The sequence below is a fragment of the Nostoc sp. JL34 genome (assembly GCF_017114945.1).
Taxonomy (GTDB): Bacteria; Cyanobacteriota; Cyanobacteriia; order Cyanobacteriales; family Nostocaceae; genus Nostoc.
The window spans coordinates 25,064-38,695 of sequence record NZ_JABXKQ010000047.1 but is presented as its reverse complement, the minus strand read 5'-3'; the positions used below and the strand labels follow the sequence as shown (position 1 = coordinate 38,695).

Annotated in this window: 14 protein-coding genes; 7 read left to right on the top strand and 7 right to left on the bottom strand. The window is 42.9% G+C overall.

The genetic code is table 11. From position 1 onward, the window contains the following. Positions 1–7: 7 nt before the first annotated feature. The 3 genes from HWQ44_RS09750 to HWQ44_RS09740 all read right to left on the bottom strand — a co-directional run bounded on the left by HWQ44_RS09750 (position 8) and on the right by HWQ44_RS09740 (position 2,052). A complete protein-coding gene (locus HWQ44_RS09750) occupies positions 8–253 on the bottom strand; it encodes a hypothetical protein (RefSeq protein WP_292717987.1) in 246 nt (81 codons plus the stop codon). Between the two features lie 240 nt (positions 254–493). Further along, complete coding sequence (locus tag HWQ44_RS09745) at positions 494–1,042, bottom strand: phosphate-starvation-inducible PsiE family protein (protein ID WP_292717985.1); 549 nt, start codon at positions 1,040–1,042, stop codon at positions 494–496. 89 nt (positions 1,043–1,131) lie between these two features. Next, positions 1,132–2,052 (bottom strand): tetratricopeptide repeat protein, encoded by a 921-nt coding sequence (locus HWQ44_RS09740; protein WP_292717983.1) that lies wholly within the window; start codon positions 2,050–2,052, stop codon positions 1,132–1,134. 266 nt (positions 2,053–2,318) lie between these two features. Between HWQ44_RS09740 and HWQ44_RS09735 the strand changes: the two genes are divergently transcribed. Beyond that, positions 2,319–4,367, top strand: coding sequence for an elongation factor G (locus HWQ44_RS09735; protein ID WP_292717981.1), 2,049 nt, complete (start codon positions 2,319–2,321; stop codon positions 4,365–4,367). Positions 4,368–4,673: 306 nt separating this feature from the next. Here HWQ44_RS09735 and HWQ44_RS09730 read toward each other — a convergent pair whose 3' ends face one another. Together HWQ44_RS09730 and HWQ44_RS09725 are read right to left on the bottom strand one after the other, a co-directional pair. Further along, positions 4,674–5,372: a DUF6745 domain-containing protein gene (locus HWQ44_RS09730; protein WP_292717979.1), complete on the bottom strand. Its 699-nt coding sequence runs from the start codon at positions 5,370–5,372 to the stop codon at positions 4,674–4,676. Further along, a complete protein-coding gene (locus HWQ44_RS09725; protein ID WP_292717977.1) occupies positions 5,372–5,839 on the bottom strand; it encodes a hypothetical protein in 468 nt (155 codons plus the stop codon). Before HWQ44_RS09725 ends, HWQ44_RS09730 begins: the two co-directional genes overlap by 1 nt. A 130-nt stretch (positions 5,840–5,969) precedes the next feature. Between HWQ44_RS09725 and HWQ44_RS09720 the strand changes: the two genes are divergently transcribed. Next, positions 5,970–7,037 carry an SDR family oxidoreductase gene (locus HWQ44_RS09720; RefSeq protein ID WP_292717975.1) on the top strand — a complete coding sequence of 356 codons (1,068 nt, stop codon included), beginning with the start codon at positions 5,970–5,972 and terminating at the stop codon, positions 7,035–7,037. 307 nt (positions 7,038–7,344) lie between these two features. Here the strand turns inward: HWQ44_RS09720 and HWQ44_RS09715 are convergent, their stop codons facing one another. Beyond that, positions 7,345–7,851, bottom strand: a complete 507-nt coding sequence (locus HWQ44_RS09715) for a GNAT family N-acetyltransferase (RefSeq protein ID WP_292717973.1) — start codon at positions 7,849–7,851, stop codon at positions 7,345–7,347. Between the two features lie 284 nt (positions 7,852–8,135). Between HWQ44_RS09715 and HWQ44_RS09710 the strand changes: the two genes are divergently transcribed. The 3 genes from HWQ44_RS09710 (at position 8,136) to HWQ44_RS09700 (ending at position 9,658) form a co-directional block, all read left to right on the top strand. Then, the gene (locus HWQ44_RS09710) at positions 8,136–8,549 is read left to right on the top strand and encodes a hypothetical protein (RefSeq protein ID WP_292717971.1); all 414 of its coding nucleotides are present in this window, start codon (positions 8,136–8,138) and stop codon (positions 8,547–8,549) included. 68 nt (positions 8,550–8,617) lie between these two features. Continuing rightward, a complete protein-coding gene (locus HWQ44_RS09705; protein WP_292717969.1) occupies positions 8,618–9,181 on the top strand; it encodes a hypothetical protein in 564 nt (187 codons plus the stop codon). A gap of 84 nt (positions 9,182–9,265) precedes the next feature. Continuing rightward, on the top strand, positions 9,266–9,658 hold the full coding sequence (locus HWQ44_RS09700; protein WP_292717967.1) for a hypothetical protein: 393 nt from the start codon (positions 9,266–9,268) through the stop codon (positions 9,656–9,658). A 313-nt stretch (positions 9,659–9,971) separates the two neighbouring features. On the opposite strand, the gene HWQ44_RS09695 is transcribed toward HWQ44_RS09700, so the two are convergent. Next, positions 9,972–10,592 (bottom strand): rRNA large subunit pseudouridine synthase E, encoded by a 621-nt coding sequence (locus HWQ44_RS09695; protein WP_292717965.1) that lies wholly within the window; start codon positions 10,590–10,592, stop codon positions 9,972–9,974. A 139-nt stretch (positions 10,593–10,731) separates the two neighbouring features. Between HWQ44_RS09695 and HWQ44_RS09690 the strand changes: the two genes are divergently transcribed. Both HWQ44_RS09690 and HWQ44_RS09685 read left to right on the top strand, forming a co-directional pair. Further along, complete coding sequence (locus HWQ44_RS09690) at positions 10,732–11,604, top strand: phosphodiester glycosidase family protein (protein WP_292717963.1); 873 nt, start codon at positions 10,732–10,734, stop codon at positions 11,602–11,604. Between the two features lie 431 nt (positions 11,605–12,035). Next, positions 12,036–13,379, top strand: a complete 1,344-nt coding sequence (locus tag HWQ44_RS09685) for a calcium-binding protein (protein WP_292717961.1) — start codon at positions 12,036–12,038, stop codon at positions 13,377–13,379. Positions 13,380–13,632: the final 253 nt, after the last annotated feature.

The window sequence follows — 13,632 nt, the reverse complement described above, 5'->3', positions numbered from 1 at the left end:
ACCTGCGTTACATCTTACCCTGTTGCATTACTTCTTGTAGATGCCGCCGAACCTCTTGTACTTGCTCAAGGTCAGATTGGCGCAGTTTCTGGAATAACTCTACACAAGGCTGAGAACCTACTTGTTGTGCATCTTTGATGTAAATATCGTAAGCTTTAACGGCTTCAGCCTTATTGTGCAACACGGTGACAAAATCGTACTCTAAGTTGCTAATCGGTTCTTGAGACTGTCCGTTACCTGTATTTATAGCCATTGCTTGAACCTCTTTTCAGGATTTCTAATTAACTTTATACTCACCCTTAAAGAGCGATTCATCTCCCAAAAAGAGTATATTTCAATACGTCGGAAGTACCTTGCAAGAGTAGGTTATACGTTATACCATTTTAGATTTTAAATGCATCTAAGTTTCTGATCTGGCCCCAAACAAAAGAGTGGAGAGTAGGAAAATACTTTTTCCCACTCTCCACTCTCCACTCCCCATTTTCATAACAATTTATCCAAGCGGTTGATTCTCATCACATTGACGTGAATACTGTAATTCCAACTCGTTTTGCCGTTCTCTACCTCCCCTATACACAACCGGACAAAACTTAGTGTTAGCGCTCATACAATCCATGTGTGGTGTCTTAGCACATACCACGAGTAGTCCACCCAAAACAAACAACAAACCACAAATTGCGAGCGTATTAACCCAAGAAATTTCCAGCGCTCCGTGAACTACTACCTCTCGCAGTAGAGATACAATTGTGACCTCAACGGCTACTCCCACAGAGATACTATGTTCTTGCAAATAGACCATTAATAGTCGAAATAACTCGACTAGAATCAACACAAATAGTATTTTTGCAGTCACATGTTTATAGTCTAGTGGCTGCGTGAGGGCGATAGCTATCCCCCACAATTGGATTAGCATAACGGCGAACAAACCCAAACACAAAACAATCACAATTAAGTCTTGAAAGGCTTCCATGTTGCGAACAATTGATTGCCGATCGAGCCAGCGATCGCTAAATAAAAATCGACTCTTCAGGCGCTTTTGCATGTACGTTTTATTCCAATCTGGACTAGTTCAGACAACACCAGCGAGTCAACCCAATAGTTTTATGTTATGCAATATTAAGTTTTTTCGCCTCAGCGAGGTTGGTAATTTAAATTTTGTGCTTGTTGTAACAATTGCTCGGCGTTTTTCGCCCACTGGGGATTTTTTTGAGCATTGTATAAATCTTTAGCAAATTGCAATACTTGTACTGCATCTCCATATTGCTGTAACTGCATAAAAACTAAACCAGCACCATAATAAGCATTGGGATAGTTAGAGTTAGCTTCGGCCGATTTTCTAAAAGCCTCTAATGCCTCTTGTAATTTGCTTTGGCTAAACCAAATTGAACCGAGATTGTAGTAAGCTTCTGGATACTTGGGATTAATTTTTACTGCCTGATTAAAAGCACCTCTTGCTTGATCGAGTTTACCTTGGTGGAGATAACACATCCCCATGTGGTAAGAAGGTTCTGGTGCATTTTTGCTATATTCTATGGCTTTTTTAAAAGATGCGATCGCTCGCTCACAATCTCGTTGCTGTTCTCGTAGCAACCCCAAGTTATAGTGGGCAAATCCTAGTTTAGGATCAAGTTCTAAGGATCGTTGCAAATAATCGTTAGCTAACTTTAAATTATTGCCTTCTAATAATGCACCGCCTAAATTAGCAAAAGCTGGAGCAAATTTAGGATCGGCTTGCGTCGCTCGATAAAATGCATCCGCAGAGGGTTGTAATTGTCCCGTTTGTCGGAATGCTAGCCCAAGATTATAGTACGCTGGTGCTAATGCCGGATCTAGTTTGGTTGCTTGTTTAAAGGCTGCGATCGCATCTTGTACTCTTCCTACCTGAATTGCCTGTAAGCCTTGGTTTAACCAGTCTATGGCAGTTTTAGAATTAGATTGTGCCAGCTTTGAGGCGACAGGAGGAGATAGAGAAAGAGAAGGGGAGGAAATATTCACAACCAGCATCAAACTTACTAGCCCTGCTATGCGATATTTAAAGAATGATTTTCCCATTGATTTTCTGACTCGCAACACTTTCAGTTAAATTTACTTCATAAAAAGTTTTTTACAAAAATTTTTAATTCGGCATAAAAGTTTGTGATAGTTAACTTTTCTTAAGCTAAATCTTACGACAGACTACAATTTTTTTAACTTCCGATTAAAAGGAGCATAATAACAAATTAAAGAAGGGGTAATTTTGACTCCAGAGAACCATTTTTTTATCCCTTGATACATACAGAATCATGCGGTTAATAATAAATTACCGCAAGGGAGGTTTTATGAACGAAAAAGTAAAATCGGGTTCGCGCAATGTTGCAATTGTCGGGCCTTATTTAAGTGGAAAAACCACTTTACTAGAAAGCTTGTTATTTGTCACAGGGGCAATTTCTCGCAAAGGCAATGTTAAGGACAGCAATACAGTGGGAGATAGTGCTGCCGAGTCGCGCGATCGCCACATGAGTGTAGAAGTTAGCGCTGCTAGCACTGAGTATAACGGCATTCGCTTCACTTTTATTGATTGTCCGGGAAGTGTAGAATTTGCCCAAGAAACGTACAATGCTTTAATCGGAGTGGATGCGGCAATTGTAGTTTGCGAACCCATCCGCGAGCGAGTCCTTACCCTAGCGCCTCTATTTAAATTCCTCGACGATTGGGAAATTCCCCACCTCGTCTTCGTCAACAAAATGGATCGGGCAAATATTCACGTTTTGGAAACGTTACACGCCCTGAAAGCAGTATCTAGCCGTCCCCTAGTAGCGCATCAATATCCCATCATGAATGGGGAACAACTCACCGGCTTTATTGATATGGTGAGCGAACAGGCATATAAATATCATCCAGGCGCACCTGCCGACCCCATTCCCTTCCCCGAAAGTTTAAAAGCAGAAGAACATACAGCGCGGGCAGAAATGCTCGAAGCCTTAGCAAATTTTGACGACCATTTACTCGAAGAACTTTTAGAAGACATTGAGCCACCCCAAGAGGAAATCCTCAAAGATTTAAAAATGGAATTAGGGGCAGATTTGGTAGTGCCCGTTTTCTTTGGTGTGGCAGAACAAGATTATGGTGTTAGACCTCTATTAGAAGCCTTGTTACGAGAAGCCCCCGAACCAGAAACCACAGCAGAACGTCGTTTAAAAAACATCAAAGGTGATACACCTCTAGCGCAGGTATTAAAAACTTATTACACTCCCCAAGGTGGCAAACTCTCTCTCGTGCGTGTTTGGCGAGGCAAATTAACTGATGGCATTGTCCTCAATAGCATTCGCACTGGTGGAATTTACCGCCTCATGGGACAACAGCAGCAGTTCGTTAATGAAGTTGGTGCGGGTGAAATTGTCGCATTGAGCCGTTTAGAAGGAATCAAAACAGGGGATACAATCTCTATAGAACAGCAGTCGGCAATAGAATTACCCAGAGTTGCACAGTTGGAACCTGTATATGCCCTCGCCATTACACCAGAAAAGCGCAACGATGAAGTTAAACTCAGCGGTGCTATTACCAAGTTGTTAGAAGAAGACTGCTCACTTGCTTGGGAACAACACGGCGATACTCACGAAGTAATCCTTTGGGGTCAAGGCGAGATTCATTTGCAAGTCACCCTAGACAGACTGCGCCGCAAATATAACTTGCCAATGACAACCCACTTGCCGCAAGTGCCTTACAAAGAAACCATCCGCAAAACAGTGGCTTCAGTTCATGGGCGCTACAAACACCAAAGCGGTGGTCACGGACAGTTTGGTGATGTTTTTCTCGAAATCAAGCCTTTACCACGCGGTACAGGTTTCAACTTTAATGAAACCATTGTCGGTGGCGTGGTTCCGAAACAGTACATTCCTGGCGTAGAAATGGGCGTGCGGGAATTTCTCACACACGGGCCTTTGGGCTTCCCAATAGTGGATTTGGCGGTAACTCTGACTAATGGTTCCTATCACAACGTTGACAGTTCCGAACAAGCTTTTAAACAAGCTGCCCGATTGGCAATGCAAACGGGGATACCCCAAGCGGAACCTACCCTGTTAGAACCAATTCTGCGGGTGGATGTTACCACACCGAGTGAATTTACCTCCAAAGTGCTGCAACTATTGAGTGGTAGACGGGGGCAAATTTTAGGCTATGAGGGGAGAAACGACTGGCAAGGCTGGGATAATGTCTCTGCATACTTGCCACAAGCAGAGATGCAAAATTTTATTGTAGAGCTGCGATCGCTCACTCTCGGCGTTGGTTCCTTCCACTGGGAATACGACCATCTCCAAGAAGTGCCGGAAAAACTCGCTGAACGTGTCATTCACAGCAATGGTAATGGTGCTAACGGCAATAGCAAGTAATTTTGGATTGATCTAGAATTCATGTTGATTTTCTAGATAGGGACACTCATAAAGGGTGTCCCCAATGCTTATTAAAAAAATACGATACCTATATCGATTTAAAATATTTGAGAGAATGTAGAATAGAAAATATCACGACGTAACCTCAAAAAGCAAGCCCTGCTAACATTTGAACCATGTTTTCAAGTCCTCAAACACAACTGTGTGTTGAGTAGCTTGTCCATACCCTAGTTCGTTCACGGTATGGCTACTGCTGGGTAAATTGCAACAAAAAGTCAGATGAAATTACTAGAATAACTTAGGTTCTTACGCCTCGATCGCAGGGTTATAGTCATCTGGATTATTAAAGCCTGCAATCCAGGCGGCTGCTTGATGGCAACTTTGCATGTGCGGGGGAACGCGCAGGATATGAATATGTCCTGTAGATGGACAAATGACTTTCAAGACCATAAGTGGCTCATCATCCTCAAAAGGAATGTAGACTAGTTGACGTTCTCCACCAGCATCGCGATCGCGATCGCGGATCAATCCTCCCACTTGTTGCAAAAATGTCTCGTATCCCAAACGTTCAATCAGCACGCGGCGCAACTCAACATTCTCTATATTGAGGATATCCTGCCCATTCATAGATTGGGATTCAAAGGCAATCTTATCGTTCACCTGCACGCCTCGCCAGCGCAAGACAAAACCATGCCCCGCAGATAGACTAGTAATCCCACTTCCGGCCAATTCGATCCAATAAGTGACGTGCAGTCCTTTGGGAAGGGTAGTAAGGTTTACACAATCGCTGATATCAATACTTTCACAAGTTAGATTTTCAGGTAAATTGTAAATATTCAACGCACCGCTTAAATCCAGATGACCTAAAACGCGCATACCATCCCAAGCGCGATGCTCAAGGATGAGTTTTCTAGCACTTTCAGCCGATACAGGCTCGTGGCTTTCCTTTGGGCGCTGCAAAACTTGTTTATTTGGTACACGTCCCTGCGACATGATCTTGAGCATTAGTCCATCACCTCCACGTAAGAATCAGGGCGATATTCACGTTGTTTCCAGACGCGGTAAAGCCCTTGGGGTAATTCAATCGCCCGATGTTCTTCATGAACTAAAGTGGCACTTGGTTCTTTAACCTCAAGAAAAAGTTCATTACCATGCACCCACAACTGAACAGCATTGGGTTGCTGAATGCGATGGCTGTGTCCTGTGATTTCACCATGAGCCAGAGTAGCACCTATGCGCCTTTGAGCAGCTACAGGTAAGGTAGCAATACGTCTGATCAGAACGTCGCCATGTCTGTAGAGAACACTACCTTGGTTAGCTTGGGAGTTATTGCTGTCGTTAAACATCTTTCCATGATAACAATCCCATGCACTGCTTACAGGCTTAACGAGTGCTTTTTCCTCTAGTTTAGAAATTTCTTTCCGTAAAACGAAGTGGTTGCCAAGGGGCATCGCACTTTGATCTAAAATCATCTATCACTTGCCGTAGACGTGATAGTGGTACAACTAGTACTGATATTAATATATACATACATACATACTTATTTATTTTCAACCTGTGGCACTATTGAAACTGACAGTTAGAGTAGAAAGGATGATCTTGATGAGCACGAGACAGATTGCGCTTGTCGCAGGTTCGACAGGCATTGTGGGCAAGAACCTTTCCGACCACCTTGTAAAGACGAGCGATTGGACGGTGTACGGGCTAGCCCGCAACCCATCGACAGAGCAAGGAATCCTTCCCGTTTCGGCAAATCTGCTCGACCGTGACGAACTGAAGTCGGCGCTGGCAGGAATCGATGTGACGCACGTTTTTTTCTGTACCTGGTCCCGCCAGACTACCGAGCAAGAGAACTGCGATGTCAACGGTGCGATGCTTCGCAACCTGCTTGAGGCGCTGGATGCGGCACCCAGGCTTACTCACGTTGCCCTTGTGACCGGCGGGAAGAACTATCTAGGCTCGTTCGAGGCCTATGGACAAAGCACGTTGGACACGCCGTTCCGGGAGGAGCAGCCTCGCGTCCCCGGTCTGAACTTCTACTATGTGCAGGAAGACATTCTGTTTGAAAAGGCCGCGCAGCGAGGCTTCGAGTGGAGTGTTCACAGGCCATCAACGATCATTGGCTACGCACTCGGCAACGCGATGAATATGGGCGTCACACTCTCAGTGTACGCGACTATCTGCCGCGAAACCGGACGCCCCTTTCTCTTCCCCGGCTCGCCCCAGCAGTACAACGGCTTGGTTGATGTCACTGACGCACATCTGCTCGCACGGCATCTTGAGTGGGCTTCGATTACGCCTGAAGCCGCCAACCAGGCTTTCAACATCGTCAATGGTGATATCTTCCGCTGGCGCTGGCTGTGGCCAGAGCTCGCGGCATTCTTTGGCATCGAGGCCGCACCTTACCCAGGGTATGCGACTCCTTTGGCTAAGCAGATGAGAGAGGCTGAACCAGTGTGGGATGGTATTGTTGCTCAACACGGTCTCAAGCCGCATTTGTTGACCCAACTTTCCTCTTGGTGGCATACCGATGCAGATTTGGGTCGAGAAATCGAATGCCTTCACGATATGTCGAAGAGCAGGGCCCTTGGATTTCTCGATTATCAAAAAACGCTGTTGTCCTTCCTTGATCTCTTCGAGAGATTACGCCACGAGAATATCATTCCTTGAAAGCAGCAATTCATCACTTACAGCAACGTTCAGGTAATTGAACTACAAAAAATATTCAATTCGATTATTACTTCATTACTCCCGGTTCGCCCATTTTTTTGGGAGATAGAAAAAAGCCTACTCAGGAGTAAAAGATTGACCACCAAGTTGAGTGTAAATAGTAGTCGGGAACCCAAGCGAAACAACAATACGCTGCTGTAATAGTGAAAGAGCAGTCAAATAGGCATAACATTGAACATATACCTACTGTGCGTTTTTGGGAATATCTCGCTCCCTATACTTCTGACTCCCTATTTTTCCTAACTCCTCAAAAAATGGGCGAACCGGGAGTTTTTAATTTGAGTTCCATAAATATTTCGGCTATTTCATTGTCATTATATTTATTAATTTCTTTAAATCCATATTTTTCAAAAATATTTCTGGCTACAATAGATTTTCTCATCGTATCCAATCTTAATATATGTAATTCGTTTTTGTTGGCATTCAATAATAAATGTTCCATTAATAATGTACCTATTCCTTTACCCTGATATGAAGGTAAAACAAAGTACCTTTTAATCTCTCCTATTTTATCTATTTTGTTTAATATCTTTAATCCAATACTTCCAATTACTATGGCATTTTTCCTCATAATCCAGAAATTTCCCCCTTGAATTTGGTAGATATTTTCAATATTCCTTATATCCGATTGTAAGCCAGTTGGCTCAAATTTATATCCTCTGTACGAATACATTATTTCCAAAAATTCTTCCAAACTAGCCTGGAATTCGGAACTGTATGAGATTAATTCCATTTGTTCAAAAGGAGTTGTCATGGGTTACGTTGTAGAAGAATTTAACCTAAGTCAGTCACATCACGGCTTCTAGTTTTACTAGGGGATAAATCAACTTTACTAGGGCTGTTTTCTAAATTACTAGGGCTGATCTTGTTATCCCCTAGTACCTGACTATTACTAGGGCTGACCGCAACACCTAATAACACTAATCGCCTATTTACTCCCGGTTAGCCCATTTTTTGAGGAGTTAGGAAAAATAGGGAGTCAGAAGTATAGGGAGCGAGATATTCCCAAAAACGCACAGTAGGTATATGTTCAATGTTATGCCTACTGAACCCATAATTACAAATGAACGAGTCGATGATATACCTGTACTGCTAACACAAATAGAGCATATGGGAGTACAAAAGCTACTAGACAAGCACTTTCCCACACACGGAAATTGGCAAGGTGAAAGCCTTGGTCAGATAGCAGTAATTTGGTTAACACATATCTTATCGCAAGCAGACCACCGTTTAAATCACGTCCAAACTTGGGCTTCTAAGCGATTAGAAACATTGAAAACATTTGTTGGAGAAGGGTTAGGTGAACTCGACCTTACGGATGACCGCCTAGAAGCAGTACTACGTTACTTTGACAGTGATAGCAATTGGTACTCATTCGAGGAGGAACTGGGAAGTAGTCTACTGCAAGGGTACGTTTGGATAGTACAACTGCTTCAAGCCACTGTGGGGTAAATCCCGAAGGGTTATTTCAATGGGGTTACAGCAAAGACCACCGCCCGGACTTGGCAGAAGTCAAAATAATGTTATCGACATTAGACCCATTAGGAATGCCAATAGCAACGGAAATATTGTCAGGAGAAAAAGCCGATGACCCGTTATATATTACAGCAATCGAAAGAGTACGTTCAATACTAAAACAGTCAGGATTACTATATATTGGTGACTGTAAAATGGCATCAATGGGGACGATAACTCATATTGTATTGGGTGGGGATTTTTATCTTTGTCCTTTAAATGCAAAGCTTGCGCCAAGAGAACAATTAGCAGAATATCTTCAACCTGTTTGGGATGAAAAACAAGAATTAACTACTATTGATTATGACTATGCAGATGGAAAAACTAGAGATATTGCCGTTCGCGGAGCGTCCCGTAGGGAAGGATTTGAACTAAAATTTCTCCAAAAAGTAGAGATTAACGAGCAAGAAATATTTTGGGAGGAGCGACAATTAGTAGTACATTCATTTGCTATTGCACAGACAGAAGAAAAGTATTTACGTGAACGTATACAGAAAACCTCCGATGCTCTCGCACAACTAAAAATACCTCGCTGTGGCAAGAAAAGACTCACCTCGTCTGATCAATGATAATCGGCTATAGCAGATATTCTCAAGCGTTATCAGACTAGTGGTTTATTTCAAATTGATATTCAAACCAAACGAGTCCAAAAATTGAAACGACTATATCTCGAACGAGCATCTCAAACAGTAGAAGAAATTTCGTTCTACCCAGATTTTAAAATCGATGAAGATGCAGTTTCACGAGAAATTCAACTATTAGGCTGGCGAGTATATGTTACCAATAAAAATCAGGCTCAACTTTCTTTAAAGCAAGCTGTTCGTACCTATAGAGATGAATATTTAACCGAGCGAGGATTTGCCCGACTTAAAGGCTTTCCTCTATCGTTGACACCGATTTATTTACAACGTGAAGACCATGTTACTGGTTTGATTCGATTACTTTCAAATGGGAAAGCGAGTGTTGACCCTTTTAGAATTTCAGGTTCGTCGCCATCTGGAGAAAAATCAAGAAAAGCTTGCTGGACTTTATGTTGGCAATCCTAAACGAGAAACTGCACGTCCCACTGCTGAACTTGTTCTTGCGGCATTTAAAGAAATTACGCTGCTGTTGATTGAGGTGAAAAATGAAGTTTATGCCCATTTGACTGCTCTTTCACCATTACAGCAGCGTATTCTTGTTTCGCTTGGGTTCCCGACTACTATTTACACTCAACTTGGTGGTCAATCTTTTACTCCTGAGTAGGCTTTTTTCTATCTCCCAAAAAAATGGGCGAACCGGGAGTCATTACTTGAGGTATTGGGAAATACCTGTATTAAACTGAATCATCCCGCATTTATGCAACGCCGTCGATTCTTGTTAGAAAGGATTTGCCTTTGGGGAAAAACTTTTCGATTTACTGAAATTATGCAGAAATTGGAATTCAGATGCAGTGAGATCACGCCATTGACCCAATTGTAGGTCATCTAATTGTAGGTGAGCTATGCTGACCCTGACCAGTCGCAAAGTCGGAAACCCTACAGCCGCAGTCATGCGCCGTACTTGGCGGTTTTTTCCCTCTGTCAAAGTCATTTCTAGCCAAGCTGTCGGTACATTTTTGCGAAATCGAATCGGTGGGGTGCGTTCAGGTAGCTGTGGTTCTTCTGGTAAAAGCCTAACTTCTGCTGGTTGAGTGCGGTAATCTTGAATTTCCACACCTGTTTGCAACCTTTTGATGGCATCTGCATCTGGAATTCGCTCTACCTGTACCCAGTAAGTACGTTTATGTCCAAAACGCGGATGGGCGAGGCGATGTTGCAATTGTCCATCGTTCGTTAACAGCAGCAATCCTTCACTATCCCAGTCTAAGCGTCCCACAGGATACACATCAGGCACATCAATATAATCTTTTAGGGTGCTATGTGTGGGGGCGTCTTTTGTAAACTGGCTAAGAACGCCGTATGGTTTGTAAAAAATAATATATCGGTAATGATTAGTCATTAGTCATTGGTCATTGGTCATTGTCATTTCCCTTATCCCCAGTCCCTACTCCCTACTCCCCATTGCACAAGTGTTTGCTGGGCAAAATTATCCAAAAATTTGGGCATTCTAATAAAAACAATATAGTGAAGAGTTGATTATGCCAAGTTCCAAAATGTGCCGACGGTCTTTCTTGTTTTTAGGAGGTGCTGTCTTAGCACAAGGATTAACATTGGCACTCCCCGCAGCCGCTCAAACTGTACAAGTGAAGAGGGGTAAGGTAAATGGGTTCTCTTTTTATCAAACTATCATTGACCTCACTGACCCCAAAACCTTCATTACTATTGGTTTAGCGAATAATGCAACTTTGGCTAATACTAATCAAAAAACTAGTGGTGATGAAGAATTTAACAATCTAGTGACTCGTCATCGCGCCGCTGTTGTTGCTAACGGTACTTTTTTTGCCAAGAATGCCCAAAAAACAGTGATGGGTAATATGGTAGCGGCAGGGAGATTCCTCAAATACAGCCAGTGGGAAAATTTTGGCACTACTTTGGGGTTGCGAGTTGGCAATAAACCGGAAATGGTGACAGCACGGGTTGATGGTAAACCGGAATGGAATCAACATTGGTTGTCTATCACCTGCGGGCCTCGACTGTTGAGACAGGGACAAATTTGGCTGAAGCCAGATGTTGAGGGATTTAAAGATCCTCATGTTTTAGGTACTGGCGAACGAACTGCCATCGGGTTTCCTGCTGATGGTAAAAAGCTATTTTTGATAAATTTCGATAGTGGTTTAACCTTACAGCAAGAAGCGCAAGTGATGAAAACGATCGGCTGTCACGAAGCGATGAATTTAGATGGTGGTGCATCAAAAGCTTTTGCTGCTAACGGTCAAATTTTAGTCACCGCTGGCCGCCCACTAACTAATGTGATTGTTGTTTATGATGCCAAGAATCCTGCTCCTGCTGCTTTACAACAGTCATGGGTCAGATTTCAGAAAGGCGATCGCCCCAAAATACTTGGTGGTTAAAAGCTTTAAATTGAGTAGCGCTGGAGTGCGATCGCCTTTAGTGTAGCGATCGCATATTTAACTGGCGTTGCCGAGGTACATCTTGCTTTTACAAATATTTCTCAGATTAGTAATAATACGGCAATGGTCATATTAAAAAAGACAAAAGTAGATAAGTAAACTGAAGTATTGAAAAATGCTATTCCAAGTAGTGACACTTAAATAAACAGACACTATAGTAATGAAATTAACTAATGCTCGTATGTAGAAGGTTAGCTGAATAATGCTTACAAGCCATCCAAAAAGCTGAATGACACTAAAAAATTAGTGCTTTCAGTTCGGCACAAACTATACCGAAAGTGTCAAATTTCGGCTAATTTGTTCTGCCTTAAAACAGCAATACCCGCAGGCTAATATCTCAAGTTTCTGAAAAATTGATTTAGGTAGAAGTTATGGCAATTATCAATGGTACTAACGCTAATGACAGCCTTTATAGCTTCGGGGGTGGTGACAGCCTCTATGGCTTCGGAGGAGATGATTATTTAGATGTTTCTGTTTCTTCTGGGAATAACATCCTCTATGGGGATACGGGAAATGACGAATTTTCGATTCAGGATAGTTTTGGCAAAAATACTGTTTCAGGTGGAACTGGCTCTGATAAATTTTACGCATATAGAGTCAATGGTGCTAATACCCTGAATGGCGAGGATGGCAATGACTCCTTCTATTTGAGCGCTCCATATACCGCCCCAGATATTTTAGTAACCCAGACAGTAAATGGAGGTAGAGGTTCGGATTATTTGGAAGTCAATTACAGTAGCTATACTACTCAAGGAATCACCTCCACTTTCAATGCAACTACTAACCAAGGCTCGATTACGGCTGGTACGAGTCGAATTAGCTACAAGAATATTGAACGATTCAATATCACTGGTACAGCCTACGCTGACAATATTTTAGGGGGCAATAGCGAAGATGTGCTCAATGGGGGCACTTCTGGCAATGATACGATTAGTGGGGGTGCAGGTAACGATTCCCTCGATGTTTCCTACTCGTCTGGCAATAACATTGTGAATGGAGGCAATGGTAACGATACCTTTTACGCCTATGGAGCCAAGGGTGCTAACACTCTAAATGGGGGAAATGGCGATGACTCTTTCTATTTGACTGCTCCATCTACCGCCCCCTCTGTTTTAGTGACCCAAACGATAAATGGGGGTACAGGTTCGGATTATTTAGAAGTCAATTACGGTAGCTATACTACCAAAGGAATTACTTCGACTTTCAATGCAACCACTAACCAAGGCTCGATTACTACTGGCACAAATCAAGTTAGCTACAAGAATATTCAAGAACTAAATATCGGTGGTACAGTCTACGCCGACAATATTGTGGGGGGTAATAGTGGCGATGTGCTCTTTGGGTATAATGGCAACGATCTCCTGACTGGAGGGAAAGGCAATGATGCTCTATACGGGGGAAATGGCACTGATACTTTTGCCTTCAGTAATTATAACGAAGGCATTGATACTCTTGCTGACTTCGATACGACTGATGAAGTTATTCAAGTATCGGCTGCTGGTTTCGGTGGCTCTTTAGCAGTAGGTACACTCTCGGCTGATAAACTTACCATCGGTTCAGCAGCGAGTGCGATCGCTCAACGATTTATTTACGACGATATTACAGGCGCACTGTTCTTTGACCAAGATGGCAGCGCTGGCGCTTTTACTCAGGTACAATTCGCGCAACTCAGCAGTGGACTCTCACTAAGGGCAAGCAATTTCGTTGTTATTTAGTGCTACGCATAAGTACCAGAAAAACGAACCACAGAGGCACATATAACACGGAAAAATTAGAGTTTGAGAGAGTCTTTGGGTAAGTCCTCTGCACTACATAAGCTCTCTCTCTTCATCATTTTTTTGACCACACTCAGTCCTGAGTCCTAAGTAAGTAAAAAACTACTCAGCACTTATGTACTTGGTACAAGCCCCGCCCGCAAGTGGCGCGGTCTTTCAACTCAGCACTCTTCATAGATGCCGCAGCTACGCT

Bases quoted from the DNA above. Each gene is read 5' to 3' on its own strand.
- HWQ44_RS09750 (WP_292717987.1), bottom strand. From the start codon at position 253: ATGGCTATAAATACAGGTAACGGACAGTCTCAAGAACCGATTAGCAAC.
- HWQ44_RS09745 (WP_292717985.1), bottom strand. From the start codon at position 1,042: ATGCAAAAGCGCCTGAAGAGTCGATTTTTATTTAGCGATCGCTGGCTC.
- HWQ44_RS09740 (WP_292717983.1), bottom strand. From the start codon at position 2,052: ATGGGAAAATCATTCTTTAAATATCGCATAGCAGGGCTAGTAAGTTTG.
- HWQ44_RS09735 (WP_292717981.1), top strand. From the start codon at position 2,319: ATGAACGAAAAAGTAAAATCGGGTTCGCGCAATGTTGCAATTGTCGGG.
- HWQ44_RS09730 (WP_292717979.1), bottom strand. From the start codon at position 5,372: ATGCTCAAGATCATGTCGCAGGGACGTGTACCAAATAAACAAGTTTTG.
- HWQ44_RS09725 (WP_292717977.1), bottom strand. From the start codon at position 5,839: ATGATTTTAGATCAAAGTGCGATGCCCCTTGGCAACCACTTCGTTTTA.
- HWQ44_RS09720 (WP_292717975.1), top strand. From the start codon at position 5,970: ATGAGCACGAGACAGATTGCGCTTGTCGCAGGTTCGACAGGCATTGTG.
- HWQ44_RS09715 (WP_292717973.1), bottom strand. From the start codon at position 7,851: ATGACAACTCCTTTTGAACAAATGGAATTAATCTCATACAGTTCCGAA.
- HWQ44_RS09710 (WP_292717971.1), top strand. From the start codon at position 8,136: ATGCCTACTGAACCCATAATTACAAATGAACGAGTCGATGATATACCT.
- HWQ44_RS09705 (WP_292717969.1), top strand. From the start codon at position 8,618: ATGTTATCGACATTAGACCCATTAGGAATGCCAATAGCAACGGAAATA.
- HWQ44_RS09695 (WP_292717965.1), bottom strand. From the start codon at position 10,592: ATGACTAATCATTACCGATATATTATTTTTTACAAACCATACGGCGTT.
- HWQ44_RS09690 (WP_292717963.1), top strand. From the start codon at position 10,732: ATGCCAAGTTCCAAAATGTGCCGACGGTCTTTCTTGTTTTTAGGAGGT.
- HWQ44_RS09685 (WP_292717961.1), top strand. From the start codon at position 12,036: ATGGCAATTATCAATGGTACTAACGCTAATGACAGCCTTTATAGCTTC.